The following is a 25,669-nucleotide window of genomic DNA, read 5'->3' as shown; positions in this document are numbered from 1 at the left end:
GCGGGGAACCACACCACGCGAGACCCATGAGCCCGTCGTCCGGGAGCTCTCCGGGTACACCGCGTGGCCGCCGGCGTCGTTCGCCGGTGTCCGCCACTCTCACGGCGCGCCCCGTGGATACGCATCGGCGGTATCACCGGTCTCGGCTGACCGGTGACACCGCCTCGCACCACGAACGGGTTCAGCGGACCGGGTGTCCCGCGTCCCTCAGAGCGCCCTTGACCTCGGAGATCCGCAGGTCGCCGAAGTGGAAGACGGACGCGGCGAGCACCGCGTCGGCGCCCGCCTCGATCGCCGGGGCGAAGTCGGCGAGCCGGCCCGCGCCGCCGGAGGCGATGACCGGCACGGTGACGTGCTTGCGTACCGCCTCGATCATCTCGGTGTCGTAGCCGTCCTTGGTGCCGTCGGCGTCCATCGAGTTGAGCAGGATCTCACCCGCGCCCAGCTCGGCGGCCCGGTGGGCCCACTCGACGGCGTCGATGCCGGTGCCCTTGCGGCCGCCGTGCGTGGTGACCTCGAACGTGCCCTCCGGGGTGCGGCGGGCGTCGACCGAGAGCACCAGGACCTGGCGTCCGAAGCGTTCGGCGATCTCGCGGATGAGGTCGGGTCGGGCGATGGCGGCGGTGTTGACGCCGACCTTGTCCGCCCCGGCGCGCAGCAGCTTGTCGACGTCCTCCGGGGTGCGGACACCGCCGCCGACGGTGAGCGGGATGAAGACCTGCTCGGCGGTGCGGCGGACCACGTCGTACGTCGTCTCGCGGTCGCCGCTGGAGGCGGTGATGTCGAGGAAGGTCAGCTCGTCGGCGCCCTCGGCGTCGTACAGCTTGGCCATCTCGACGGGGTCGCCCGCGTCGCGCAGGTTCTGGAAGTTGACGCCCTTGACGACGCGGCCGTTGTCGACGTCGAGGCAGGGGATGACCCGTACGGCGAGCGTCACTTCGCACCTCCCCGGTAGGCCTCGACCTCGACCTCGACGACCAGGCTCGGGTCCACGAATCCGGACACGATGATCATCGAGGCGGCGGGGCGCACGGCGTCGAACAGCTCCTTGTGGGCGCGGCCGACCTCGTCGACGTCCCGGGCGTGCGTGATGTACATCCGGGTGCGGACGACGTCCTCGCGTCCCAGGCCCACCTGCTCCAGCGCCGCGAACGCGACGTCGAAGGCGGTGACGGTCTGCTCGTACGGCGAGCCCGCGGAGATCTGGCCGTTGACGACCGAGGTGCAGCCGGCCACCAGGACGAGCCCGTTCGGCAGCTCGACGGCGCGCGAGTAGCCGAACTTCTCCTCCCAGGGGGCGCCGGTGGAGATCCGGCGTACAGCGGAAGCGGATTCGGTCACGCGGCGACCGCCTTGAGCGCTTCTTCCAGCGTGAACGCCTTGGCGTACAGCGCCTTGCCGACGATCGCGCCCTCGACGCCTTCGGGGACGAGGAGGGAGATCGCGCGGAGGTCGTCCAGGGACGAGACTCCGCCGGAGGCGACGACCGGGCGGTCGGTGACGGCGCAGACGTCCCGCAGAAGGCCCAGGTTGGGGCCTTCCAGGGTGCCGTCCTTGGCGATGTCGGTGACGACGTACCGTGCGCAGCCCTCGGCGTCGAGGCGGGCCAGCGTCTCGTAGAGGTCGCCGCCGTCGCGGGTCCAGCCGCGGCCGCGCAGGGTGGTGCCGCGGACGTCGAGGCCGACGGCGATCTTGTCGCCGTGCTCGGCGATGACCTTGGCGACCCACTCGGGGGTCTCCAGGGCGGCGGTGCCGAGGTTGACGCGACGGCAGCCGGTGGCGAGTGCGGCCTCCAGCGAGGCGTCGTCGCGGATGCCGCCGGACAGTTCGACCTTGATGTCCATGGCCCCGGCGACCTCGGCGATCAGGGCGCGGTTGTCGCCCGTGCCGAAGGCGGCGTCCAGGTCGACGAGGTGCAGCCACTCGGCGCCGGCGGACTGCCAGGCGAGGGCGGCCTCCAGCGGGGAGCCGTAGGAGGTCTCGGAGCCGGACTCGCCGTGGACGAGGCGGACGGCCTGGCCGTCGCGGACGTCGACGGCGGGGAGCAGTTCAAGCTTCGGCATTACAGCGTCTCGATCCAGTTGGTCAGCAGCTGGGCGCCGGCATCGCCGGACTTCTCGGGGTGGAACTGGGTGGCCCACAGCGCGCCGTTCTCCACGGCGGCCACGAACCGTTCGCCGTGCGTGGACCAGGTGACCTTGGGCGCACGGATCTTGGCGTTGGTGACTTCGAGGGTCCAGTCGTGCGCCGCGTAGGAGTGCACGAAGTAGTACCGGGCCTCGGGGTCCAGACCGGCGAAGAGCCGGGAGTCCTCGGGGGCGTCGACGGTGTTCCAGCCCATGTGCGGGACGACGTCGGCCTTCAGGGGGCCGACCGTGCCGGGCCATTCGTCCAGGCCCTCGGTCTCCACACCGTGCTCGATGCCGCGCTCGAAGAGGATCTGCATGCCGACGCAGATGCCCATCACGGGGCGGCCGCCGGCCAGCCGGCGCCCGACGATCCAGTCGCCGCGGGCCCGCTTCAGCCCGTCCATGCAGGCGGAGAACGCGCCGACACCGGGGACGAGGAGCCCGTCGGCGTTCATCGCGCGGTCGAAGTCGCGAGTGATCTCGACGTCCGCGCCGACCCGGGCGAGGGCCCGCTCGGCGGACCGGACGTTGCCGAAGCCGTAGTCGAAGACGACGACCTTTTTCGTGTCAGTCACAGGGTGCTCCTCAGTCCCACAGGCCCTGGATCCGCAGGATGCCCGCCACCAGGCACATAACGGAGCCGATCGACAGCAGCACGATGACGCCCTTGGGCATCCCCTGCTTGGCGAAGGAGTAGACGCCGCCGGCCAGGAAGAGGCCGACGACGATCAGAAGGGTGCTGAGGCCGGTCACAGGGCGCCCTTCGTGGAGGGCAGGATGCCGGCGGCCCGCGGGTCGTGCTCGGAGGCGTACCGCAGGGCGCGGGCGAGCGCCTTGAACTGGCACTCCACGATGTGGTGGGCGTTGCGCCCGTACGGGACGTGGATGTGCAGGGCGATCTGCGCCTGGGCGACGAAGGACTCGAAGATGTGGCGGGTCATCGTCGTGTCGTAGGTCCCGATCATCGGGGCCATGTTCTCCGGCTCGGTGTGCACCAGGTAGGGGCGGCCGGAGAGGTCGACGGTGACCTGGGCGAGCGACTCGTCCAGCGGGACGGTGCAGTTGCCGAAGCGGTAGATGCCGACCTTGTCGCCGAGGGCCTGCTTGAAGGCGGCGCCGAGCGCGAGGGCGGTGTCCTCGATGGTGTGGTGGGTGTCGATGTGCAGGTCGCCCTCGGTCTTGACCGTGAGGTCGAAGAGGCCGTGGCGGCCGAGCTGGTCGAGCATGTGGTCGTAGAAGCCGACCCCGGTGGCGACATCGACCTTTCCGGTGCCGTCGAGGTTGATCTCGACGAGCACGGACGTTTCCTTGGTGGTGCGTTCCACGCGGCCTACGCGGGGGCTCATGCGTCGTGCTCCTTCTTGAGTTCGCGTACCGCATCGAGGAACGCGTCGTTCTCTGCCGGGGTGCCCGCGGTGACCCGCAGCCAGCCCGGTACGCCGTTGTCCCGGACCAGGACGCCCTTGTCGAGGATCCGCTGCCAGACGGCGTGGCTGTCGTCGAAGCGGCCGAACTGGACGAAGTTGGCGTCCGAGTCGGTGACCTCGTAGCCGGTGGCGCGCAGCTCGGCGACCAGCCGGTCGCGCTCGCTCTTGAGTTGCGCGACGTACCCCAGCAGCGTATCGGTGTGCTCCAGGGCGGCGAGCGCGGTGGCCTGGGTGACCGAGGAGAGGTGGTACGGCAGCCGCACCAGCTGGACGGCGTCGACGACGGCCGGGTCGGCGGCGAGGTAGCCGAGGCGCAGCCCGGCAGCGCCGAACGCCTTGGACATGGTCCGGGAGACGATCAGGTTGCGGCGGCCCTCGATCAGCGGGAGCAGCGAGGGCCGGTGGCTGAACTCTCCGTACGCCTCGTCGACGACGACGATCGAGGGTCCGGCGGCCTGGGCGGCGTCGTACAGGGCGAGGACGGTCTCGGCCTCGACGGCGGTGCCGGTGGGGTTGTTGGGCGAGGTGATGAAGACGACCTCGGGCCGGTGCTCGGCGATGGCGGCGCGGGCGGCGGCCACGTCGATGGTGAAGTCGTCGTTGCGCGGCCCGGAGATCCAGCCGGTGCCGGTGCCCCGGGAGATCAGGGCGTGCATGGAGTACGAGGGTTCGAAGCCGATCGCGGTGCGGCCGGGCCCGCCGAAGGTCTGCAGCAGCTGCTGGAGGACCTCGTTGGAGCCGTTGGCGGCCCAGACGCCGGCCGCCGTCACCTCGTGTCCGGCGGTGCGGGTGAGATAGCGGGCCAGCTCGGTGCGGAGCTCGACGGCGTCCCGGTCGGGGTAGCGGTTGAGGCCGCGGGCGGCCTCGCGGACCCGCTCGGCGATCCGCTCGACCAGGGCTTCGGGGAGCGGGTAGGGGTTCTCGTTGGTGTTGAGGCGTACGGGGACGTCGAGCTGGGGTGCTCCGTACGGGGACTGGCCGCGCAGTTCGTCGCGGATGGGGAGCTCGTCCCAGGGTTTACGGGGGGTGGTGCTGCCGTTCGTCACTGCTGCGGGACCTTCCAGCCACTGTGTTCGTCGAGTTCGCCTTCGGCAAAACGTGCCTTGAGGGCGGCGCCGTGGGCGGGGAGGTCCTCCGCCTCGGCGAGGGTCACGACATGGTGGGTGACCTCGGCGAGCGCGTCGCGGGTGTAGTCGACGATGTGGATGCCGCGCAGGAAGGACTGCACGGAGAGGCCCGAGGAGTGGCAGGCGCAGCCGCCGGTGGGCAGGACGTGGTTGGAGCCGGCGCAGTAGTCGCCGAGCGAGACCGGGGCCCAGGGGCCGACGAAGATCGCTCCGGCGTTGCGGACCCGGTCGGCGACGGCGGCGGCGTCGGCGGTCTGGATCTCCAGGTGCTCGGCGCCGTACGCGTCGACGACCTTGAGGCCGTCCTCGACCGAGGAGACCAGGACGATCGCGGACTGGCGGCCGGCGAGCGCGGGCTCGATCCGGTCGGTGATGTGCTTGGTGGCGGCGACCTGCCCGACCAGCTCCGCCTCGGTGGCGGCGGCCAGCTCCTCGGAGTCGGTGACCAGGACGGCGGCGGCCATCGGGTCGTGCTCGGCCTGGCTGATCAGGTCGGCGGCGACGTGCGCCGGGTCGGCGGTGGCGTCGGCGAGGATCGCGATCTCGGTGGGACCGGCCTCGGCGTCGATGCCGATACGGCCCTTGAGGAGGCGCTTGGCGGCGGCGACGTAGATGTTGCCGGGGCCCGTGACCAGGTTGACCGGGGAGCAGTCCTCGGTACCGTACGCGAACATCGCGACGGCCTGGGCGCCGCCGGCCGCGTACACCTCGTCGACGCCGAGCAGGGCGCAGGCGGCGAGGATCGTGGGGTGCGGGAGGCCGCCGAAGTCCTTCTGCGGCGGGGAGGCGACGGCGACACCCTCGACACCCGCCTCCTGGGCCGGGACGACGTTCATCACGACGGAGGAGGGGTAGACCGAGCGGCCGCCGGGGACGTAGAGCCCGACACGCTCGACGGGGACCCACTTCTCGGTGACGGTGCCGCCGGGGACGACCTGGGTGGTGTGCGTGGTGCGGCGCTGCTCGCGGTGGACGAGGCGGGCGCGGCGGATCGACTCCTCCAGCGCGGCGCGGACGGCGGGGTCCAGCTCCTGGAGAGCCTTCGTCAGGGCCTCGGCGGGCACCCGGACCGACTCGATCCGGACGCCGTCGAGCTTCTCTCCCCAGTCGATCACTGCCGCGGAGCCACGATGGCGTACGTCCTCGCAGATGGGCCGCACCGTCTCCAGGGCGGCTTCCACGTCGAACTCGGCACGGGGCAGCAGGTCGCGCAGAGCTCCGCCCTCGGGGAGGGCGTCGCCGCGCAGGTCGATTCGAGAGATCACACGGCAATTCTCTCAGACCGTTCCGGACGGCCGGTCGCCCGTATCACTGGCTGATACCGGTCGTCCGCACCACTGGCTGATACGTGTCTCGGCCATGTCCGGCTGTCACTGCTGACCGCTGGCTTTCACCGCGTCACACAGGGGCATAACGGCTCTACGGCATGTGTGCCCACGAGGGCATGGGCAGCGCGACAGCATGTGTGCACGGAGGGAGCGGCCGTGACCGAGCCGCACGAAGGCGATATCCCGGACGGCCTCAGCGCAGCGGAGCTGGGCATGTGGCAGTCCTTCCGCAACGGGACCACCTACGACTTACGTACCTACGACACGACCCGCAACGACCCGTTCACCCCGCACACCTGGGGGCCGGAGCGGAGCGTCGGCGCGCGCACGGTGGCGCGGCTGCTGCTGGACGGACCGCCCGCCCGGCCCGGCCGAGTGGCGGCGCTGAAGCTCCGGGGGGTGCGGATCACCGGGAAGCTGGATCTGGCGGGCGGCCGGGTCTCTCCGTACGTGGAGCTGACCGGCTGCCGTTTCGAGCAGGAGGTGGTGCTTCCCGAGTGCCACTTCACGACGCTGCGGCTGGTGGGCTGCGCGCTGCCCCGGCTGGAGGCGGCACGGCTGCAGACCGAGGGCGATCTGCATCTGCCGCGCTGCCGGGTCGACCGGGGCATCCGGCTGACCGACGCCCAGATCGGCACGGATCTGCTGATCAACCAGCTCAGCGTGGGCCCCGACCGGCACGGGCGGGCCATCGTCGGGGACGGTATGACGGTCGCGCAGGACCTCCAGGCCGAGATGATCGAGACGCTGGGCGAGCTGAGCCTGCGCGGGACGAAGGTGGGCGGTTCGCTGAGCCTGCGCGGCAGCCGGCTGCGCGCCGCGGAGGACCGGCGCGCGCTCAACGCCCCGCAGCTGACGGTGGAGCGCACGCTCTACATGACCGAGGCGTGGGTGAGCGTCGACACGGGGAACCAGGGCACCACTCCCCCGTACGGCGTGGTCTACGCCCCGACCCCGGCGCGCGGCACCCGCTCGCAGAACTTCGAGAGCCGGGGCGGGGTGCGCCTGGACGACGGCCGGTTCGGGGACGCGGTGGACCTGCACAAGGCCCGGTTCACCATGACCCGGCAGGAGGAACTGTCGCTGCGCCGGATCGTCACACCGGAGCTGCGGTTCAACGCGGAGCGCCCGGAGGAGGGGCGGGTCGTGCTGAACGGCGCGAAGGTGGTGACCCTGATCGACCTGTCGACGAGCTGGCCGGGCCCCGGAGGCCTGGCGATGGGCGGCTTCGTCTACGAGAACCTCGTCCCCTACGGCCACTTCCCGCTCTCCCGGCGGCTGGAGTGGGTGCAGGCCGCGACCCCGGAGTACGTCCCCGAGCCGTACGAGCGCCTCGCCACGGTGATGCGCAGCTGCGGGGAGGACGCGGACGCCCGCGAGGTGCTGCTCGCCAAGCAGCGCCGCCGTCGCGAGACGCTGCCGCCGGCGGCGAAGGCCTGGGGGTACCTCCAGGACTGGACGGTGGCGTACGGCTACCGGCCGGGGCGGGCCGCGGTGTGGATGGCGGTGCTGTGGGCGGCGGGCACGGCGGCGTTCGCACAGCACGCCCCGCCCTCGATCAAGGGCGAGGAGCATCCGCAGTGGAATCCCGCCCTGTACGCGCTGGATCTGCTGATCCCGGTGATCAACCTCGGGCAGGACGGCTACTGGCGGATGGAGGACGCCTGGCAGTGGGCCGCGGCCGGTCTGGTGCTGGTGGGATGGGTTCTGGCCACCACGGTGGCGGCCGGGGCGACCCGGACACTGCGCAGGGGCTGACCCGGGAGACGGGACGGATGCCGTGCGGGGGCCGGTTCAGGGGCCCTTCCCGTACGGTCCGGGGCGGCCGGGCACTCGGCCCCGGGCGCCCTCGGCCCCGGTGACCACGGGGACGAACGAGGCCCCCGTGCAGATGCAATCAAGCCAATGACAGGCATTTCCTTTGCCTATTCTTGACCGTGCCCGATACAACCCATTCACTCGGCACAGAAGCTTCACAGCACGCCTCTGGCGCGGCCCTCACCAGCGCTTTTCAATGGTCTGCACCATGGCTCTCCTTCGCGCTCTGCTCAGTACCGCGCGCATGATCCGGCACAGCCCTCCGCTGTCCGCCGGACTGTCCGCGGATGACGCGGTGCTGCTCGACGCCCCCGACGAGCGGCTCTCTCCCGCGCTGGTCGCCGCTGCCCTGGGGGAGTACGAACCGGCCGCCGAACTGCTCGCCGCCACCCGGGACTCCGCCGACTGGGAGAACCGGGACCGTTACCTCGGCCGGCTCGTCGCCTTCGCCCGCGGCCGGGACGGCTGGCTCGTCGACTGGCTGGCCGCCGCCCCCCGCGATCCGGACGCGCTGCTGGTCAAGGCCGAGCTGTCGGTACGCCGGGCCTGGGAGTCGCCCGCCCGCGCGGAGCGGCTCCGCGAGGTCGGCCCGCTGATCACCGCGGCCGCCGACGCGGACCCGCGCGACCCCGTGCCGTGGCGGCTCGCCCTGGACCACGCGCGCGGCACCCACGCCACGCACACCGCCTTCGAGTCGCTGTGGGAGCAGGCCGTACGGCGCTCCGCGCACCACTACGGCTGCCATGTGGCGGCGCTGCGCTATCTCTCCGCCGCCTGGTACGGCTCGCACCGCGAGTGCTTCGACTTCGCCGAGCAGGCGGCGGACGCGCTGCCCGACTCGCTGGTGCAGGCCCTGCCGGTCCGGGCGGCCTTCGACCTGCTCCTGGACAACCAGGCGGCGGGCCGGACCACGTCCGTCCTGGAGGAGCGGATCGACGCCGCGGCCGATCTGGCGATCAAGCTCTCCGTGGCCTACCGACCCGGCGATCCGTGGCCGGCCGAGGTCCGCAACCTCCTCGCGTACGTCCTGCTCGCCCGGGGCCGCTGGGCGGAGGCGCTGCACCAGTTCAACCTGATCGGGCTGCACGCGACGTCCTTCCCGTGGTCGTCGGTGTCCGAGGACGCGCTCGGCCGGTTCCTGGACGCGCGGGACGGCGCACGCCTCCAGGTGGCCTCCCTGACCCCGCTGCGCGACCGGGCCGGTCACGGCCGCCCCAGGGGCCATTACGCTTGAGCGTTGTGACCACCGCCCGTCTCCCCCTTTTCCCGCTCAACACGGTGCTGTTCCCGGGCCTCGTGCTGCCGCTCAACGTCTTCGAGGAGCGCTACCGCGCCATGATGCGGGAGCTGCTGAAGAGCGACGAGGACGAACCTCGCCGCTTCGTCGTGGTCGCGATCCGCGACGGCCGCGAGATCGCCCCGACGGCCACCGGCATGCCGGACACGGTCGCGGCGGCCCCGTCCGCCGAGCGCGCCCCGGCGGACGGCTTCGGCCCCGATCCGATCCAGACCTTCCACCGGGTGGGCTGTGTCGCCGACGCGGCGACGATCCGCGAGCGCGCCGACGGCAGCTTCGAGGTGCTGGCCACCGGCACCACCCGGGTCAGGCTGCTGTCCGTCGAGGCGGACGGCCCCTATCTGACCGCCGAGGTCGAGGACCTGGCCGAGGAGCCGCCCGCCGGGGACGAGGCCGACGAGGCCGGAGCCCTGGCGGAGGGTGTCCTGCGGGCTTTCCGCTCCTACCAGAAGCGGCTGGCCGGGGCGAGCGAACGCTCCCTCGCCACCGGCGCGGAGCTCCCCGACGACCCGTCCGTGATCTCCTACCTGGTCGCGGCGGCCACGGTCCTGGACATCCCCACCAAACAGCGCCTGCTCCAGGCCCCGGACACCGCGACCCGGCTGCGCGAGGAACTGACGCTGCTGCGCAAGGAGACGGCGGTCATCCGCCATCTGCCCTCGCTGCCCGCGGCGGACCTGACGCGCGCCCCCACCCACCCCAACTGACGAGGACCGGCCCCGGTGGCGAAGAAGTCCAAGAAGCACCAGCCGGGCGGCACCCCCGCCACGGTCGCTCTGACCGCGGCGGGCACCGCGTTCACGGTCCACGCCTACGACCACGACCCGGCGTCCCCGTCCTACGGCGACGAGGCCGCCGAGGCCCTGGGCGTCTCCCCCGACCGCGTCTTCAAGACCCTGGTCGCGGACGTGGACGGCACCCTGACGGTCGCGGTGGTCCCGGTGGCCGGCTCCCTGGACCTGAAGGCCCTGGCGTCCGCGGTGGGCGGCAAACGCGCCACGATGGCGGACCCGGCGGCAGCGGAACGCACGACGGGCTACGTCCGGGGCGGCATCTCACCGCTGGGCCAGCGCAAACGCCTGCGCACGGTCGTGGACGCATCGGCACGGACACACACCACGATCTGCGTCTCGGCGGGCCGCCGGGGCCTGGAGGTGGAACTGTCGGCGACGGACCTGGCGGAGCTGACGGGGGCGGTGTTCGCGGAGATCGCGCGCGGCTAAAGGATCTCCTCAATCGCCGGAGGGGCTGGATTTTCCAGCCCCTCCGGCGATTGAGGAGCGGGGTCCGGGGCAGAGCCCCGGTTTCGGGAAGGGGCGGGTAGGGGAACAGGCCCGCTGCAGGCGCCCCTACGCCGCCCCGCCCTCACCCGCAGGCGACGACGGCGACCCCCCGGACCCCGGCCCCGCCAGGGGCCCCTGCACCGGCCCGTCGTAGTACCCCGAATACCCCGACCAGTCCGGCTCCACATCCCGCGGCCCGAACGCCGCAGTCAGCAGCAGATGGATCCCCATCGCCGCGAACGGCCACGCCAGCACCGCCACCCACACCGTGTGCAGCTCCAGCGGGGCGTCGAACGTCACGCCCTGCCCCGCCTCCCGGGCCCGCCCCACCACGTCGGAGGACGGCCCCAGCCAGACGCCGACCCGCCACGCGATCAGCGAGGCGAGCACCGCGCCCAGCGCCAGACCGGCGACCACGAGAACGCCCCCGCGCCGCAGCCGCCAGAAGACGAGGGCCGCCGAGAGCACACCGAAGCCGATCGCCAGCAGGACGAAGGTGCCGTCCGCCCCGATCGCCTCCTCGCCCTCGCTGTTCTTGAGGAAGACCGCCGTGTCGTCGGAGACCAGAGGAACGCGCGGCGCGAGCCACAGCCACAGCAGCCCGAGCGCGATGCCCGAGACCGCGACCAGGACGGCGACGACAGCGGCCTGACGGAGCTCCGTGGCCGTGTCCGGGTCGTCCGGCGCACTCGAGTAGGGCGCGAGGTGGGAGCCCGAGGGCGGGGCCTGCCACGGATCGTGGGGGCCGGGCTGGTGAGGCGGCGTCAGAGGTGCGGTCACCGTGCCATCGTGCCAGGCCACCCTGTGCGGCGCCTCACCGGATGCCGCACCCGTGCTCGCCGGCCCCGGGAAGCCAGGGCCTTTCGTTTGGATCAGGTCGGGCTCGCGGGCCCTACCGTACGGCGGCCCGCCGGTACGCCCACGTCGCGACGGCCAGCGAGAGCACCCCCACCGCCGCGCAGATCGCGAGGAAGAAGGCGATGATCCCCCAGTCCGGGCGGGCGTCGAAGGACCGGGCCAGCGCCTCGACCCCGTACGTGGAGGGCAGCAGGTCGCGCGCCCACCCCACCGGCTCCGGCAGCCGCTCGGCCGGCAGCACCCCGAGCAGCAGGGCGGCGGACATGCCCAGCTGCCCCAGCAGGGTCGCCAGCTCCGGGCGCGGGGCGAGCAGCCCGAGGGCCGCGCCGAGCCCGGCCAGGGCGGCGCCGGAGAGCGGGACGACGGCGACCAGGACCCACAGGTGCGTCATCGGCAGCTGGAACAGCACGCTGCCGGTGATCGCGGTGAAGACCGTGCCGGGCACGGTGAACGAGGCGTACGCGGCGGCCGCCCCGAGCACCACCGCGGCGGGCGGCACGGGCAGCGTGGCGTAGTGGTCGAGTCCGCCGCTCGCCCGCAGCTGCCCGAAGTACTGGGCGAGCAGGTTGAGCGCGACGAACGCGACGACCAGGACGCTGGACCCCGCGACCACCGCGCGCGCCTCCGCGCCCCCGTCCACGACGCCCCGCATCAGGATCATGATCCCGACGGACTGGAAGGTCGCCACGAAGAGCAGCGGAATCCGGGCGACGCGCGCCCTGGAGAGCTGGGCGCGGTAGACGGCGGCCAGCGAGGGCAGCAGCCGGGCGCGTGGCGCGAGGGGCGCCGTGACGGTACGGACGGGGTCGGGGCCCGAGGAGCCGGGCGCGGGCCGGGTACGCGTCGTCGCGGTCCTGGCCGGAATGATGCTCGTCACCTGAGGCCGCTCCCCTTAGACACATCCACCACGTCAAACCCGTTCGGCACGCCCAGCACGTTCAGCGCATCCAGCACGTCCGGTCCGGGGAATCCGCCCCACCCGTCGAGTACGTCCCCCGCGCCCTGCGCGTTCACGTTCCCGGCAACACGTACGCCTCTCACGCCTTCACCAGCCCCTCGGTCGCGTCGCCGGCGTCTCCCCCGAGCGCGAGGTAGACATCTTCCAGGCTGGGGGTGGCCAGGGTGAAATCGTCGAGCGCGGCGAAGGCCGCGCCGCCCGTCACCGCGGCGACCGCGGCCCGAGCCTCGTCCGGCCCGAGCCGCAGCACCCAGCGTCGTCCGGACTCCTGGGCGGACGCCCGCAGCGCCGCCACCTCGGGGACGTCCAGCGGGGCCCGTTCGCGCCAGACCAGCTCGACGCGGACCTCCCCGGCGACCCGTTCCTTGAGTCCGGCGGGGGTGTCGCAGGCGATGACCCGGCCGCGTTCGAGGACGGCGACCCGGTCGAGGACGGTCTCGGCCTCGATCACGTTGTGGGTGACCAGCAGGACCGTGGCCCCGCGCTCCGCCCGGCGGCGGTCGACGGCGGCCCAGACGGCGCGGCGGGCGACCGGGTCCATGCCGGTGGTCGGTTCGTCGAGGACCAGGACGGGCCGGTCGCCGACCAGAGTGGCGGCGAAGCAGGCGAGCCGGCGCTGACCGCCGGAGAGCTTCTTCAGGGGCCGACCGGCGATCGAGGTGAGGCCCAGCTCCTCCAGGACGGCGTCGCGCTCGGCACGGGCCTCCTGGACGGGCAGGCCGCGCAGCCGGCCGGTGGTCTCGGCGGCGAGGGAGACGGTCAGTTCGTCGAGGGCGGTGGACTCCTGCCCCAGGTAGCCGATCAGCCGGGAGGCCCGCTCGGGGTGGCGTACGAGGTCGTGGCCCAGCACCTCGACGCTGCCGGAGTCGGGCCGCATCAGCCCGGTGAGCTGGCGGACCAGGGTCGACTTGCCGGCTCCGTTGGGGCCGAGCAGTCCGAAGATCTCGCCGCGCTCGACGTCCAGGCTGATGCCGTCCGTGGCGCGGACCTCGGGTGTCGCGGGTGCGCCCCGGCGGCCCCGGGTCGCGGGGTAGGTCTTGACCAGATCGCGCACCGCGCACACGGTGCCGGTGTCCCGCTGCGCCTGTGCTGTGCCCGTACTCACGAGGTATGAGGGTACGGGGTCACATGCCCCGGTTCGCGCCCGGGGCCACCCCGCGTCGCCGCCCGGGCGGACGGCACTCCCGCGTCCGCTCCCCGCCTACTCCCCCGCCGGTACGTGCTCGGCGGCGGCCCGTACGTCGATCTCCCGCCAGAAGCCGGCCCGGATCGCGTAGCGGTCGTGCTCGTCGATCTGGTCGTCCTTGTGGGCGAGGAGCCCGAAGCGAGCCGCGTACCGCAGGAGTTCGCCGTCGATCCGGTGCGGAATGCGCGGGTACATGGTGGAGAGTTTCTGCAGGTGGACACTTTCCGGGAGGCGCTCCATCCAGCGGCGGGCGAAGACCTGGCCGACTTCGAAGGGGTCGCCGCCGACGGTGGTGATGTCCTCCTCGCGGTCGGCCCAGCGCTGTTCGGCGCTGGTGACCTGGGCGAGGGTCGGCAGGGACGCGGTCTCGGCCGGCTCGCCGAGCGCGCCGCCGCGCTCCACCCACCCCTTGTCGGAGGACCAGCGCAGCGTGGCGCCCGCGGGCTGGGCCGGCTGCTGGCGGTCCGGGTGGGTGGCGTGGGCGCGCAGTGCGGCCAGGTCCTTGGGGGTCGGCACGCCCTTGTGGCCGGTCGTGGGCGTGCCGGTGGCGGCGGGCGCGCTCTCGGACGGCTCCGGTGGGCTCGGCCGGGCGGCGGCGGCCTGGGCTGCCTCGGAGGCGCGTTCGGCGGAGGCGGCGATGGCGGCCTCGGGCAGCGGTGCGGAGAGGATCGCGGCGATCTCGGGGCGGGTGGCGGGCTGCGGGGCGCAGGCGCCGCCGAGGTCCTTGGCGCGTACGGCCTTGGTGATCCAGGCCCGGTCGAGGACGCGCCGTTCGTCGGCCTCGGCGACGAGGTCCTCGGACTGGTTGTAGTCGCCGTCGGCGGCCTGTACGGCCCAGAGGTGGACGGCGACCCCGTGTTCCTTGGCGGACATCAGGCCGGGCAGCAGATCGCCGTCGCCGGTCACCAGGACCACGTCCGAGCAGGCCCGGTTCCTGGCCAGTTCGGTGAGCTCGGCGTGCATGGCGGCGTCGACGCCCTTCTGGGCCCAGCGTCCGTCGGAGCGGGTCAGGGCGCCCAGCCGGACGGTCACCCGGGGCATCACGCGGAGCCTGCGGTGCTCGGGCTGGGGCACCCGGTCGGGGGCGCCGTCGAACCAGTAGATGCGCAGGAGGGGCTGCTGGGTGTCGGCCTCGGCCCGCTCGCGCAGTCCCTGGATGAGGGCTGCGTGGTCGACGGTGATACGGGACCGGGCGGGCTCTCCGGCCAGCAGACTCGCGGCTGCGCCCAGCAAGTAGCCGGCGTCCACCAGGACGACGCAACGGTCCACGCGTTCCACCCTCTTCCAGAACTCGGGAACGGTTCAGCGGCCCGTTCCTCGATGACCGGGTCCGCTTACCCAGGGTTTCCTTCGAGTCTGCCCGACCACGCAGGGGTTAACGGCCGGAACTGGATCATCGGCGTGGCGGATCCGGAAAGGAACCGGAAAAGGAAGGAGGCAGGAAGGAAGAAGGTGCGCGGAATCGGGGGCCACCGAGGAAACCGCTACGCACGGTAATGATCCAACATGCGGTGTTTGCGGCGCTATGTGAGTCTGACAGCGGTCCTGGCCCCCCAGGATTCCCCACAGGAGGCATTCACCATGGCCAAGAACAAGAACCGCAAGCAGGGCAGCCAGCACGACCGCGCGTCCGCGTCGGAGCGTAGCGCGGAGCAGGCCAAGTCGTCGGCGTTCGAGTCCCAGAACCAGGCGCAGGCACAGGCCCAGGGCAGCCCGTCCGACGTGGCGCGCAAGCATCAGCGACGCTTCGGCCACAACTGACCCGTCGGCCGCTTGCGGTAGTGAGTAGTGACAGGCGTTGAAGACAGCGAGAGGGGCGTCCCGCGCAGGCGGGGCGCCCCTCTCGTCGTGCCGTGTCGCGCCGGGGCTCAGCCGGCCAGGCAGGCCGGGCCGAGCAGCACCTTCAGGTCGCCGAAGAGCGCGGAGTCGGCCTTGACCCGGTGCCGGTCCAGGCGCAGGACGGTGGTCTTGCGGGGGCCCTGGAGCTTGATGCGGACCTCGGTGTCGCCCCGGTGGTGGCTGAGCACCTCGCCGAGCCGGGTCACCATGGGCGGGGTGATCTTCACGGTGGGGATGGTGAGGACGACCGGCGCGTTGGTCCCGGCGTTGGAGATGTCGGGGACCTGCATCTCCATGGCGACCAGCCGGGGCACGTCCTCGCGCTTGTCGAGCCGTCCCTTGACGAAGACGACGGTGTCCTCGACGAGCTGGGTGGAGACCAGCTGGTAGGTGGCGGGGAAGAACATGCACTCGATGGAGCCGGCCAGGTCCTCCACGGTGGCGATGGCCCAGGCGTTGCCCTGCTTGGTCATCTTGCGCTGGAGGCCGGAGATGATGCCGCCGACGGTGACGACGGAGCCGTCCGAGTAGTCCCCGCCGGTGAGCTGGGAGATCGAGGCGTCGGCCTTGTCGGAGAGCACGTGCTCCAGCCCGAAGAGCGGGTGGTCGGAGACGTAGAGGCCGAGCATCTCCCGCTCCTGGGCGAGCAGGTATGCCTTCTCCCACTCGACGTCGGAGAACTCCACGTCCAGCCCGAAGCCCGGCTCGCCGCTCTCCTCCTCGCCGCCGCCGAAGAGGTCGAACTGCCCCTCGGCCTCCTTGCGCTTGACCTGCACCACGTTGTCGATCATCGGCTCGTGGTGGGCGACGAGCCCCTTGCGGGTGTGGCCCATCTCGTCGAAGGCGCCGGCCTTGATCAGCGATTCGATGGTGCGCTTGTTGCAGACGACCGCCTCGACCTTGTCCAGGAAGTCGGGGAAGGAGCTGTACTTCCCCTTCGCCTTGCGGGACCGGATGATCGAGTCGACGACGTTCTGGCCGACGTTGCGGACGGCGGTGAGGCCGAAGAGGATCACGTCGTCGCCCTGGGCGGCGAAGTTGGACAGCGACTCGTTGACGTTCGGCGGGAGCACCTTGATGCGCATACGGCGGCACTCGTTGAGGTAGACCGCGGACTTGTCCTTGTCGTCCTTGACCGAGGTCAGCAGGGCGGCCATGTACTCGGCGGGGTAGTTCGCCTTGAGGTAGGCGGTCCAGTAGGTGACCAGGCCGTACGCCGAGGAGTGCGCCTTGTTGAACGCGTATCCGGCGAACGGCACCAGGACGTCCCACAGCGCCTTGATCGCCGCGTCGGAGAATCCCTTCTCCTTGGCGCCCTTCTCGAAGAGGACGAAGTTCTTCGCCAGCTCCTCGGGCTTCTTCTTGCCCATCACGCGGCGCAGGATGTCGGCCTCGCCGAGCGAGTACCCGGCGACGATCTGGGCGGCCTTCTGGACCTGCTCCTGGTAGACGATCAGGCCGTAGGTGAGGCCGAGGACCTCCTTGAGGGGCTCCTCCAGCTCCGGGTGGATCGGAGTGATCTCCTGGCGGCCGTTCTTGCGCTCCGCGTAGTTCGTGTGCGAGTTCATGCCCATCGGGCCCGGCCGGTAGAGGGCCGAGACGGCGGAGATGTCCTCGAAGTTGTCGGGCTGCATCTGGCGGAGCAGGGAGCGCATGGGCCCGCCGTCGAACTGGAAGACGCCGAGCGTGTCACCGCGGCAGAGCAGTTCGTACGTCTTGGGGTCGTCCAGCGGCAGGGAGAGCATCTCCAGGTCGATGCCCTTGTTGGACTTCACCATCTTGATGGCGTCGTCCATGATCGTCAGGTTGCGCAGGCCGAGGAAGTCCATCTTCAGCAGGCCGAGCGACTCGCACTGCGGGTAGTCCCACTGCGTGATGGTGACGCCGTCGGTGTGCCGGACCCAGACGGGTGCGTGGTCGACGATCGGCTCGCTGGACATGATGACGCCGGCGGCGTGCACACCCATCTGCCGGACCAGGCCCTCGACGCCCTTCGCGGTGTCGATGACCTTCTTGACGTCCGGCTCGTTCTCGTACATCCCCCGGATCTCGCCCGCCTCGCTGTAGCGCGGGTGCTTGGGGTCGGTGATGCCGTTGAGGTCGATGCCCTTGCCGAGGACGTCGGCGGGCATGGCCTTGGTGAGCCGGTCGCCCATCGCGTACGGGTAGCCCAGTACGCGGGCGGAGTCCTTGATGGCGTTCTTCGCCTTGATCTTGCCGTACGTACCGATCATGGCGACCTTGTCGGCGCCGTACTTCTCGGTCACGTACCGGATCACCTCGACGCGCCGACGCTCGTCGAAGTCGATGTCGACATCGGGCATGGAGACGCGCTCCGGGTTGAGGAACCGCTCGAAGATCAGCCCGTGCTCGATCGGGTCGAGGTCGGTGATGCCCATGGCGTACGCCACGATCGAACCGGCCGCCGAGCCACGGCCGGGGCCGACCGCGATGCCGTTGTTCTTGGCCCACATGATGAAGTCGGCGACGACCAGGAAGTACCCCGGGAACCCCATCTGGATGATGATGTCCATCTCGTACTCGACCTGCTTCTGCCGGTCGTCGGGGACCCCGTTCGGGAAGCGGCGGCCCATGCCGACCCGGACCTCCTCCTGGAACCAGGTGATCTCCGTGAAGCCCTCGGGGATCTCGAACTTCGGCATGAGGTTCTTCGCCTCGAACATGCCGGTGGTGTCGATCTGCTGGGCGACCAGGAGGGTGTTGCGGCACCCCTCCTGCCAGGCGTCGGAGGAGTCGACGGCGTACATCTCGTCCGTCGTCTTCAGGTAGTAGCCGGTGCCGTCGAAGCGGAAGCGGTCGGGGTCCGAGAGGTTCTTGCCGGTCTGGATGCAGAGCAGGGCGTCGTGGGCGGTGGCCTCGTGCGCGTACGTGTAGTGGGAGTCGTTGGTGACGAGCGGCGGGATGTTCAGCTTCTTGCCGATCTCCAGCAGCCCGTCGCGGACCCGGCGCTCGATCTCGATGCCGTGGTCCATCAGCTCCAGGAAGTACTTGCCCTCGCCGAAGATGTCCTTGTAGTCGGAGGCCGCCTGCACCGCCTCGTCGAACTGGCCGAGCCGCAGCCGGGTCTGCACCTCGCCCGAGGGGCAGCCGGTGGAGGCGATGAGCCCCTCGGACCACTGGGAGATGGTCTCCTTGTCCATCCGGGGCCACTTCTGGAGCCAGCCCTCGGCGTACGCGTCGGAGGAGAGCCGGAAGAGGTTGTGCAGCCCGGTCTTGTTGGACGCCCAGATCGTCTTGTGGGTGTAACCACCGGAACCGGACACGTCGTCGCGCTTCTGGTGCGGCTGTCCCCACTGCACCTTGCGCTTGTGCTTGCGCGACTCGGGGGCGACGTACGCCTCGATGCCGATGATCGGGACGACGTCCGCCTTCTTCGCCGAGTGGAAGAAGTCGTAGGCACCGTGCAGGTTGCCGTGGTCGGTCATCGCGATGTGCGTCATGCCCATCTCGTTGGCCGCCTCGAACATGTCCTTGAGCCGCGCCGCACCGTCCAGCAGCGAGTACTGGGTGTGAACGTGCAGGTGCGTGAAGGGCGGCTTGGTCACGGCGTCGGGCCTCCGGGAAGTCGGGCGATGACGGACGGGGGGACAGCGTGGAAGTCTACGACGTGACGGAGTCGAACGACGGGCACTCCCGGCTTCCGCCGAGCGTTGGAGAGGGCGGAACACGTGTCCGTTTTGTCATGCACTCGGTCACGTGGATCCAGGGTTCGGTCCCGTACGCCAGCTACCGCAGGAGGCAGTAAGAAATGTCGGAAACGCAGACCGGCGCAGCGCAGCGCGGGGAGCAGATTCTCGCCGTTTTCGACACCGCCTTCGGGGAGCTGCTGGCCGCCGACCCGGCCGCCTTCCGGGTCAAGTTCCGCAAGATGGCGGGCTCGGCCTTCGCCTTCTACCGGGGCACGGCCTGCCTCTTCTACAGCGACCTGGAGCGGGAGCGGCACGGCGGCCCGTTCCTGGACGAGCGCACGGGCCGGGTGTGGATCCACGGCGATCTGCACGCGGAGAACTTCGGCACCTACATGGACGCCAACGGCCGCCTCGTCTTCAACGTCAACGACTTCGACGAGGCGTACGTGGGCCCCTTCACCTGGGACCTGAAGCGGTTCGCCGCCTCCGTGGCGCTGATCGGCTACGCGAAGGCGCTCTCCGACGAGCAGATCACCGAGCTGGTCCGGATCTTCGCCACGTCCTACCGCGAGCGGATCCGCGCCCTGGCGACGGGCGCGAAGAACGACGAGGTGCCGCCGTTCACGCTGGACACCGCGGACGGCCCGCTGCTGGGCGCGCTGCGCGCCGCCCGCTCGCGCACCCGGTTCTCGCTGCTGGACTCGATGACGGTGATCCGGGACTTCGAGCGCCGGTTCGCGGACGGCGGCGGGTCGATCGACCTGGACGCCGCGACGCGCTACAAGGTGCTCGCCGCGTTCGACGGCTATCTGGAGACGCTGCCGGAGTCGAGCCTGGCCCGCCCCGACTCCTACCGGGTCAAGGACGTCGTGGGCCGCAGGGGCATCGGCATCGGATCGGCCGGGCTGCCCTCGTACAACATCCTTCTGGAGGGCAACAGCGACGCCCTGGAGAACGATGTGGTGATCTACCTCAAGCAGGCGCAGACCCCGGCGGTCTCCCGGCACATCACGGACGCCGCGGTGCGGGAGTACTTCCAGCACGAGGGCCACCGCACGGTGATCTCGCAGCGCGCGCTCCAGGCCCACGCGGACCCGTGGCTGGGCTGGACCGAGCTGGACGGGGCGGGCCAGCTGGTCGCCGAGGTCTCGCCGTACGCGGTCGACCTGGACTGGTCCGACATCGACGAGGTGGAGGAGATCGCGGCGGTCGTGGCGGATCTGGGCCGGGCGACGGCCACGATGCACGGGGCGGCGGACGACGAGAGCGGCCACTCACTGGTGCCGTTCTCCACCGAGCGGGCGATCGACGCGGCCATCGCGGCCGACGAGGAGGGCTTCGCACCGCTGCTGGTCGACTTCGCCCACAGCTACGGGGCACGGGCCCGGGCGGACCACCAGATCTTCGTGGACCTCTTCCGCAACGGGAGGATCCCGGGCCTGTAGGGCCGGTCGTCGAACTGCCTGCCGGGCGAGACTCTCAGCCTCTTTTAAGGTCCGCTTACCTCCACGCATGACACACTTTCCGGCAATGGACATCTCAGGGACGCAGCTCAGGGTCGCGCGCGCGGCGGTCTTCACCGCGCTCGTCGTCACCCTGTCCACGGCGTCCCACGTGCTGCTCTCCGGAGTGCCGCTGCCCCTGACCGCGGTGGCCCTGCTGGCCGCCGCGGTCTTCGCCGTGGCGTACGCGCTGGCGGGCCGGGAGCGTGGCTTCGGGGCGATCGCGGGGCTGCTGGTCCCGCTGGAGCTGGCCGCCGACACGCTGTTCACCACGGGCCAGCATCTCTGTTACGGGGCGGCCGGCGGCCCGGTCGCCGGTCCGCTGCGCGCGGTGGGCTTCGACGTCCTGTGCGGCGGCGGCGAGGTCGGCACGGGCGGGGCCCGGATCGCGGGCGTCGGCGCGGTGGGCACCCCGCTGGCCGATGTGGCCGGTGCCGGTGACCGCGCGGCGGCGCTCCTCGCCCAGCCGGGGCCCGCGGTGCCGTGGCTGCTGCTCGTCGCCCATGTGGCGGTCGGGCTGCTCGCCGCGGCCTGGCTGCGGCGCGGCGAGGCGGCCCTCGCCGGGCTGGTGCGCGCGGCGGCCCTGCTGGCGTTCCGGCCGCTGCTGACGGCGGTCGCCGTGGTCAGCGCGGGGGTGCGGGCCGCGGCCCGCCGCTCCCGGCCCGCCGGGCGTCCGCACCCGCCGCTGACCGCACGTTTCCTCGTGCACTGTGTGGGACGCAGGGGCCCGCCGCCCGCGCTGTACGCCGCTGCCTGAGGGCACGGCGACCCGCGACGCACGGCAGACCACTCCCCACACACGTACGCACGGAGAAACGAACATGAGCAAGCGCAACAGCCAGGCGAACAAGGCGGCGGCCCGCGAGCGGCTGCGGGCCGAGCGCGAGCGCCAGGCCAAGAAGGACAAGACCCGCAAGCAGGTCGTCGTGGCGGTGTCGGTCGTCGCCGCCCTCGCCGTGGTCGGCGGCATCAGCTACGGCGTGATGCAGCTGAACAAGCCGGACGCCTGGGAGGCCGCCGCCGACGCGAAGAACGTCACCGCGCCGAAGAACACCTCGGGCAAGGACGGCACCACCGTGGTCGTCGGCAAGTCGAGCGCGAAGAAGACGCTGGAGCTGTACGAGGACTCGCGCTGCCCGGTCTGCGCCACGTTCGAGCAGGGCGTCGGCGAGACCGTCTCGAAGGACGTCGAGGCCGGCAAGTACAAGGTCCAGTACGTCGGCGCGACCTTCATCGACAACACCGACAACGGCCAGGGCTCCAAGAACGCCCTGAGCGCGCTCGGTGCGGCGCTGGACGTGAGCCCCGAGGCCTTCCTGGAGTACAAGGCCGCGCTGTACTCGGCGGAGTTCCACCCCGAGGAGAGCGACGACAAGTTCGCCAAGGACAGCTACCTCATCGAGGTCGCGAACTCCGTGGACGCGCTGAAGGGCAACAAGGACTTCCAGAAGAACGTCGAGGACGGCACGTACGACGCCTGGGCGATGAAGATGTCGAAGACCTTCGACAACAGCGGGGTTCAGGGCACGCCGACGCTGAAGATGGACGACAAGAAGATCACGGCCGAGGGCAGCGAGAACGCCCCGATGACGGCCGACGAGTTCACGAAGGCCATCGACAAGGCGCTCAAGGCGTAACGCCTCACAGCTCTGTGGAACCCGGTGTTCCCGGGCGGTCGAGCCGCCCGGGAACACCGGGTTCCACGCGTTTCACCGGGTAACCGGGAGACGGACTACAGGGTGGCCAGGAAGCCGAGCGCGACCTTCCAGGTCTGCTCGGCGGCCGCCTGGTCGTAGTCGTGCAGATCGGGGTCGGTGAACAGGTGCCCGGCCCCCGGGTAGCGGTAGATCTCCACGTCCGCGCCGGTGCGCTGCATCTGGAGATACCAGCTGTTCAGCCAGTCGTGGGACTCGAAGGGGTCCGGGTCCGCGACGTGCAGCTGGACGGGGAGCTCGTCCACCGTGGCGTTCTCGGCGATGTCCGAGGTGCCGTGGAACAGCAGCAGCCCCCGGGCCTTCGCGTCGCCGAGCGCCAGGGTCTGCGCGGTCGCCGCGCCGAGGGAGAAACCGGCGTAGACGAGCCCCTGGTCGGAGTAGGGCGCGGCGGCCAGCACGGCGCGCTTGAGCAGTTCGTCCTTGCCGACCTCTTCCTTGTAGGCCATGCCCTCTTCCACCGTGTCGAAGGTGTGCCCCTCGAACAGATCGGGCACGCGCACCTCATGGCCGGCGTCCGTGAGGCGCGCGGCCGCGGCGTGCACGGCGGGCGTGAGCCCGTACGTCGAGTGGAAAAGCATGATGTTCATGGGCCCCATGGTGCCAGTTCGCACCTGCCGAGGGCCGCTCGAAGGCTTGGGAGGACGAGGGAATGGAGAGCGTGCTGCGCCCGCTGATCGTCATCGGCGGATCCGTGGTGATCACGCTGCTGGTCGGCTGGCTGGTCGACCTGCTGCTGAGGCGGGCCGACAGCCGGCATCACGAGACCCCGCTCTGGGGCCTGCTGCGGCGATGCCGGCCTCCTTTGCAGGTGGTCGTCATCACGGCGCTGCTGCGCGGCAGCTACCGGGCGACGAAGATCGACTGGGTGCGGGACCACCGCGCCGGGATCGGTCAGGTGCTCACCCTGGTGCTCATCGGCGCCTCGGCCTGGCTGGTCGTGCGGATCGCGGCGACGGTCGTCGAGGCGAGCTACTCGCGTTACGCCACGGCCACCCGCGATCCCGCCCGGGTCCGCCGGGTCCGGACGCAGGTGACGCTGATCCAGCGGGTCGTCATAGCGGTCGTGACGGTGGTCGCGATCGCCGCGATGCTGCTGACGTTCCCCCCGATGCGGGCGGTCGGTACGTCGATGCTGGCCTCGGCCGGTCTGCTCGGCATCGTCGCGGGTGTCGCCGCCCAGTCGACGCTGGGCAATCTCTTCGCCGGGCTGCAGATCGCGTTCGGGGACATGGTGCGGATCGGCGACACCGTGGTGGTGGACGGCGAGTGGGGCACGATCGACGAGATCACCCTGACGTTCCTGGCGGTACGGACCTGGGACGAGCGGCGGATCACGATGCCGGTCTCGTACTTCACCAGCCAGCCGTTCGAGAACTGGTCGCGGGGCGGGGTGCAGATGACCGGCACGGTCTACTTCCACCTCGACCACTCCGCCCCGATCGCCGCGATGCGCGAGAAACTGCGGGAGATTCTCGGGGACATCGCCGCCTGGGACGGCCGGGACTGGTCGCTGGCGGTCACCGACACCACGCCGACGACGATCGAGGTGCGCGCGGTGGTCACGGCGAAGGACGCCGATGACATCTGGACGGCGCGCTGCGCGGTGCGCGAGCAGCTGATCGGCTGGCTGCGCGACCACCATCCGTACGCGCTGCCGCGGGTCTCCACCGCGCCCGCCGCGCTGCCGCCGGGCGAGCAGTGGGCGGAGCTGACGGGCGCGAAGGCGGGCCGGGCCGGGCGGGCGGGCCACAACGGATCCGCCCCGCCCGCCGACCGGGGCGACTCCAAGGCCCCACGCACGGGCCGCGGCTGAGAAACAACCGCCCGCCGGCTCACCGGCTCACCGCAGCGAGCGGAAGTCCAGATACCGCAGCACCCGGTCCACGACCTCCGGGTCGGAGCCGGGCTCGCTGCGTGCGGAGAGCACCTCGTGGCGGGCGGCCGACATCATCTCGCGCTGGACCCGGCTGATCTCCTTGAAGCGCTTCGCCCGCTGCGCGTAGGCCTCGCGCCGCTCCTCGTCGACCATCTCGGGGCTGATCCGGGCGCCGATGTCGTACGCGGCACGCTGGAGCCGCTCCAGGACCTCCTCGGGGAACTCCTCGACCTCCTGGATCTCCTTGAGCCGGTACTTGGCGGCCTTGGCGGCCCGGATCGCGAGGTCCCGCTCCAGGGCACCCTCGGCGGCGGTGTCGGCCCGGACCTTCAGCTTCCGTACCAGCCAGGGCAGGGTGAGCCCCTGGAAGACCAGGGTGGCCATGATCACGGCGAACGCGATGAAGATGATCTCCTCGCGGCCGGGGAAGGGCTGCCCGTCGTCGGTCTCCAGCGGGATCGCCAGCGCCAGGGCGACGGAGGCCACCCCCCGCATCCCCGCCCACCACATCACGACGGTCTCCCGCCAGCTGGTCGGGATCTCCTCGCTGACGTCCCGCCGCGTGTGCAGCCGCTTGGCCAGCCAGGTCGCGGGGAGCAGCCACAGCAGCCGGACGCCGACGACGACGGCGACGATCGCGAGCCCCCAGGCGACCATCTCCAGGGCGTGCCCGTCGGCGGTGCCGAACACGCTGTGCAGCTCCAGGCCGATCAGCCCGAAGGCGACCCCGGTGACGAGGGTGTCGACGATGTCCCAGAAGGTACGTCCGGTGAGCCGGCCCAGCACGTCGTCGGCGTCGGCGGTGTGCTCGGCGAGGAACAGCGCGACGGTCAGGACGGCCAGCACACCGGAGCCTTCCAGCTCCTCCGCGAGGACGTAGGCGACGAAGGGCACCAGCAGGGTCAGCCCGACCTGGAGCGTGGCGTCGCCGAGCAGGTTCATCAGCTTGATCGTGAGCCAGCCGATCGCGAGGCCGACGGCGACCGCGACGACGGCGGAGAGGACCAGCAGCCCGAAGGCCTCGGGGAGCGAGAAGGTGCCGCTGACGGCGGCGGCGATGGCCACGTGGTAGAGGACGATGGCGGTCACGTCGTTGAAGAGCCCCTCGCCCTCCAGGATCGACACCAGCCGCCGCGGCAGCCCCACCGAGCCCGCGACGGCCGTCGCCGCGACCGGGTCGGGCGGGGCGACGAGCGCGCCGAGCGCCACGGCGGCGGCGATCGGCAGCCCCGGCACGATCGAGTTCGCGACCGCGGCGACGGCGGCCGTGGTGACGAAGACGAGGGCCACGGCCAGCAGGAAGATCGGCCGTCTGTTGGCGGCGAACTGCCGCCAGGAGGTGCGCTGGACGGTGGCGTAGAGCAGCGGCGGGAGCAGCGCGGGGAGGATGATCTCCGGCGGGATGTCCACGTTCGGGACGAACGGCGCGAACGCCATCGCGATGCCCGCGAGGGTCATCAGCACCGGCGCGGGCAGTCCCAGCCGGTCGCCGAGCGGCACCGTGACCACGGCTCCGAGCAGCAGCAGGAGCAGCAGGGCCATCTGTTCCACGGGGGACCTTCCGGAGCGTGCGGGTCCGGCAGGTCACGAGCGGCCGAACAGGGCCTCCACCCTGCCACGCGGGTGCGCGTTTCCGCGGATACCCCCCGGGACCCGGCCGATCCCCCGGATTCCGC

24 protein-coding genes are annotated in these 25,669 nt (G+C 71.4%); 9 read left to right on the top strand and 15 right to left on the bottom strand.

Annotated elements, in window-relative coordinates; translation table 11 throughout:
- Nucleotides 1–181: 181 nt before the first annotated feature.
- The 8 genes from hisF to hisD are packed head-to-tail and all read right to left on the bottom strand — an operon-like array spanning nucleotide 182 to nucleotide 5,948.
- A complete protein-coding gene (gene hisF / locus IE140_RS08995; RefSeq protein WP_006123807.1) occupies nucleotides 182–937 on the bottom strand; it encodes an imidazole glycerol phosphate synthase subunit HisF in 756 nt (251 codons plus the stop codon).
- Nucleotides 934–1,341 carry a RidA family protein gene (locus IE140_RS08990; protein WP_093439021.1) on the bottom strand — a complete coding sequence of 136 codons (408 nt, stop codon included), beginning with the start codon at nucleotides 1,339–1,341 and terminating at the stop codon, nucleotides 934–936. Before IE140_RS08990 ends, hisF begins: the two co-directional genes overlap by 4 nt.
- Nucleotides 1,338–2,063, bottom strand: coding sequence for a bifunctional 1-(5-phosphoribosyl)-5-((5-phosphoribosylamino)methylideneamino)imidazole-4-carboxamide isomerase/phosphoribosylanthranilate isomerase PriA (gene priA, locus IE140_RS08985; RefSeq protein WP_010064537.1), 726 nt, complete (start codon nucleotides 2,061–2,063; stop codon nucleotides 1,338–1,340). Before priA ends, IE140_RS08990 begins: the two co-directional genes overlap by 4 nt.
- Nucleotides 2,063–2,704: an imidazole glycerol phosphate synthase subunit HisH gene (gene hisH / locus IE140_RS08980; RefSeq protein WP_010070420.1), complete on the bottom strand. Its 642-nt coding sequence runs from the start codon at nucleotides 2,702–2,704 to the stop codon at nucleotides 2,063–2,065. Before hisH ends, priA begins: the two co-directional genes overlap by 1 nt.
- Before the next feature lie 10 nt (nucleotides 2,705–2,714).
- Nucleotides 2,715–2,882, bottom strand: coding sequence for a CG2302 family histidine operon protein (locus IE140_RS08975; protein ID WP_010070421.1), 168 nt, complete (start codon nucleotides 2,880–2,882; stop codon nucleotides 2,715–2,717).
- Nucleotides 2,879–3,475, bottom strand: a complete 597-nt coding sequence (hisB, locus tag IE140_RS08970) for an imidazoleglycerol-phosphate dehydratase HisB (RefSeq protein WP_003969740.1) — start codon at nucleotides 3,473–3,475, stop codon at nucleotides 2,879–2,881. The genes IE140_RS08975 and hisB overlap by 4 nt, the downstream gene beginning before the upstream one ends.
- Nucleotides 3,472–4,602 carry a histidinol-phosphate transaminase gene (locus IE140_RS08965; protein WP_150194625.1) on the bottom strand — a complete coding sequence of 377 codons (1,131 nt, stop codon included), beginning with the start codon at nucleotides 4,600–4,602 and terminating at the stop codon, nucleotides 3,472–3,474. Before IE140_RS08965 ends, hisB begins: the two co-directional genes overlap by 4 nt.
- Entirely contained in the window at nucleotides 4,599–5,948 is a 1,350-nt protein-coding gene (hisD, locus tag IE140_RS08960; protein WP_150194623.1) for a histidinol dehydrogenase, read from the bottom strand. The genes IE140_RS08965 and hisD overlap by 4 nt, the downstream gene beginning before the upstream one ends.
- Nucleotides 5,949–6,167: 219 nt before the next feature.
- Here hisD and IE140_RS08955 point away from each other — a divergent pair, with 219 nt between their 5' ends.
- The 4 genes from IE140_RS08955 to ybaK all read left to right on the top strand — a co-directional run bounded on the left by IE140_RS08955 (nucleotide 6,168) and on the right by ybaK (nucleotide 10,349).
- Complete coding sequence (locus IE140_RS08955) at nucleotides 6,168–7,769, top strand: oxidoreductase (protein WP_093439028.1); 1,602 nt, start codon at nucleotides 6,168–6,170, stop codon at nucleotides 7,767–7,769.
- Between the two features lie 256 nt (nucleotides 7,770–8,025).
- Entirely contained in the window at nucleotides 8,026–9,063 is a 1,038-nt protein-coding gene (locus IE140_RS08950) for a hypothetical protein (protein ID WP_150194621.1), read from the top strand.
- Between the two features lie 5 nt (nucleotides 9,064–9,068).
- Complete coding sequence (locus IE140_RS08945) at nucleotides 9,069–9,833, top strand: LON peptidase substrate-binding domain-containing protein (protein WP_006123818.1); 765 nt, start codon at nucleotides 9,069–9,071, stop codon at nucleotides 9,831–9,833.
- A 15-nt stretch (nucleotides 9,834–9,848) separates the two neighbouring features.
- Nucleotides 9,849–10,349 carry a Cys-tRNA(Pro) deacylase gene (gene ybaK, locus IE140_RS08940; protein ID WP_150194619.1) on the top strand — a complete coding sequence of 167 codons (501 nt, stop codon included), beginning with the start codon at nucleotides 9,849–9,851 and terminating at the stop codon, nucleotides 10,347–10,349.
- A 126-nt stretch (nucleotides 10,350–10,475) separates the two neighbouring features.
- On the opposite strand, the gene IE140_RS08935 is transcribed toward ybaK, so the two are convergent.
- The 4 genes from IE140_RS08935 to IE140_RS08920 all read right to left on the bottom strand — a co-directional run bounded on the left by IE140_RS08935 (nucleotide 10,476) and on the right by IE140_RS08920 (nucleotide 14,689).
- Nucleotides 10,476–11,210 carry an ABC transporter permease gene (locus IE140_RS08935; protein ID WP_189460252.1) on the bottom strand — a complete coding sequence of 245 codons (735 nt, stop codon included), beginning with the start codon at nucleotides 11,208–11,210 and terminating at the stop codon, nucleotides 10,476–10,478.
- Nucleotides 11,211–11,301: 91 nt separating this feature from the next.
- Nucleotides 11,302–12,144, bottom strand: a complete 843-nt coding sequence (locus IE140_RS08930) for an ABC transporter permease (RefSeq protein WP_093439038.1) — start codon at nucleotides 12,142–12,144, stop codon at nucleotides 11,302–11,304.
- Between the two features lie 160 nt (nucleotides 12,145–12,304).
- Complete coding sequence (locus tag IE140_RS08925) at nucleotides 12,305–13,288, bottom strand: ABC transporter ATP-binding protein (protein ID WP_032761590.1); 984 nt, start codon at nucleotides 13,286–13,288, stop codon at nucleotides 12,305–12,307.
- Nucleotides 13,289–13,426: 138 nt separating this feature from the next.
- Nucleotides 13,427–14,689: an NYN domain-containing protein gene (locus IE140_RS08920; RefSeq protein WP_176741705.1), complete on the bottom strand. Its 1,263-nt coding sequence runs from the start codon at nucleotides 14,687–14,689 to the stop codon at nucleotides 13,427–13,429.
- 303 nt (nucleotides 14,690–14,992) lie between these two features.
- Between IE140_RS08920 and IE140_RS08915 the strand changes: the two genes are divergently transcribed.
- The gene (locus IE140_RS08915) at nucleotides 14,993–15,172 is read left to right on the top strand and encodes a hypothetical protein (RefSeq protein WP_032761592.1); all 180 of its coding nucleotides are present in this window, start codon (nucleotides 14,993–14,995) and stop codon (nucleotides 15,170–15,172) included.
- 107 nt (nucleotides 15,173–15,279) lie between these two features.
- On the opposite strand, the gene dnaE is transcribed toward IE140_RS08915, so the two are convergent.
- Complete coding sequence (dnaE, locus tag IE140_RS08910; protein ID WP_150194616.1) at nucleotides 15,280–18,816, bottom strand: DNA polymerase III subunit alpha; 3,537 nt, start codon at nucleotides 18,814–18,816, stop codon at nucleotides 15,280–15,282.
- A 203-nt stretch (nucleotides 18,817–19,019) separates the two neighbouring features.
- Here dnaE and IE140_RS08905 point away from each other — a divergent pair, with 203 nt between their 5' ends.
- The 3 genes from IE140_RS08905 (at nucleotide 19,020) to IE140_RS08895 (ending at nucleotide 22,039) form a co-directional block, all read left to right on the top strand.
- Entirely contained in the window at nucleotides 19,020–20,345 is a 1,326-nt protein-coding gene (locus IE140_RS08905; RefSeq protein WP_093439041.1) for a DUF2252 domain-containing protein, read from the top strand.
- An 85-nt stretch (nucleotides 20,346–20,430) separates the two neighbouring features.
- Complete coding sequence (locus IE140_RS08900) at nucleotides 20,431–21,159, top strand: hypothetical protein (protein ID WP_109178214.1); 729 nt, start codon at nucleotides 20,431–20,433, stop codon at nucleotides 21,157–21,159.
- A 64-nt stretch (nucleotides 21,160–21,223) separates the two neighbouring features.
- Nucleotides 21,224–22,039, top strand: a complete 816-nt coding sequence (locus tag IE140_RS08895; RefSeq protein ID WP_100560113.1) for a DsbA family protein — start codon at nucleotides 21,224–21,226, stop codon at nucleotides 22,037–22,039.
- A gap of 95 nt (nucleotides 22,040–22,134) precedes the next feature.
- Here the strand turns inward: IE140_RS08895 and IE140_RS08890 are convergent, their stop codons facing one another.
- Complete coding sequence (locus IE140_RS08890) at nucleotides 22,135–22,713, bottom strand: dienelactone hydrolase family protein (protein WP_093442790.1); 579 nt, start codon at nucleotides 22,711–22,713, stop codon at nucleotides 22,135–22,137.
- Nucleotides 22,714–22,766: 53 nt separating this feature from the next.
- Here IE140_RS08890 and IE140_RS08885 point away from each other — a divergent pair, with 53 nt between their 5' ends.
- Nucleotides 22,767–23,930 (top strand): mechanosensitive ion channel family protein, encoded by a 1,164-nt coding sequence (locus IE140_RS08885; protein WP_150194614.1) that lies wholly within the window; start codon nucleotides 22,767–22,769, stop codon nucleotides 23,928–23,930.
- Nucleotides 23,931–23,957: 27 nt separating this feature from the next.
- On the opposite strand, the gene IE140_RS08880 is transcribed toward IE140_RS08885, so the two are convergent.
- Nucleotides 23,958–25,544 carry a Na+/H+ antiporter gene (locus IE140_RS08880; protein WP_109178216.1) on the bottom strand — a complete coding sequence of 529 codons (1,587 nt, stop codon included), beginning with the start codon at nucleotides 25,542–25,544 and terminating at the stop codon, nucleotides 23,958–23,960.
- Nucleotides 25,545–25,669 lie beyond the last annotated feature (125 nt).

The sequence above is a fragment of the Streptomyces parvus genome, assembly GCF_014648875.1.
In the GTDB taxonomy this organism is placed as follows: Bacteria; Actinomycetota; Actinomycetes; order Streptomycetales; family Streptomycetaceae; genus Streptomyces; species Streptomyces parvus.
Note: the sequence above shows the minus strand (reverse complement) of the source record. Positions and strands in the feature narration are given on the sequence as shown.

Bases quoted from the DNA above. Each gene is read 5' to 3' on its own strand.
- priA (WP_010064537.1), bottom strand. From the start codon at position 2,063: ATGCCGAAGCTTGAACTGCTCCCCGCCGTCGACGTCCGCGACGGCCAG.
- hisB (WP_003969740.1), bottom strand. From the start codon at position 3,475: ATGAGCCCCCGCGTAGGCCGCGTGGAACGCACCACCAAGGAAACGTCC.
- IE140_RS08950 (WP_150194621.1), top strand. From the start codon at position 8,026: ATGGTCTGCACCATGGCTCTCCTTCGCGCTCTGCTCAGTACCGCGCGC.
- IE140_RS08915 (WP_032761592.1), top strand. From the start codon at position 14,993: ATGGCCAAGAACAAGAACCGCAAGCAGGGCAGCCAGCACGACCGCGCG.
- IE140_RS08905 (WP_093439041.1), top strand. From the start codon at position 19,020: ATGTCGGAAACGCAGACCGGCGCAGCGCAGCGCGGGGAGCAGATTCTC.
- IE140_RS08900 (WP_109178214.1), top strand. From the start codon at position 20,431: ATGGACATCTCAGGGACGCAGCTCAGGGTCGCGCGCGCGGCGGTCTTC.
- IE140_RS08895 (WP_100560113.1), top strand. From the start codon at position 21,224: ATGAGCAAGCGCAACAGCCAGGCGAACAAGGCGGCGGCCCGCGAGCGG.
- IE140_RS08890 (WP_093442790.1), bottom strand. From the start codon at position 22,713: ATGGGGCCCATGAACATCATGCTTTTCCACTCGACGTACGGGCTCACG.
- IE140_RS08885 (WP_150194614.1), top strand. From the start codon at position 22,767: ATGGAGAGCGTGCTGCGCCCGCTGATCGTCATCGGCGGATCCGTGGTG.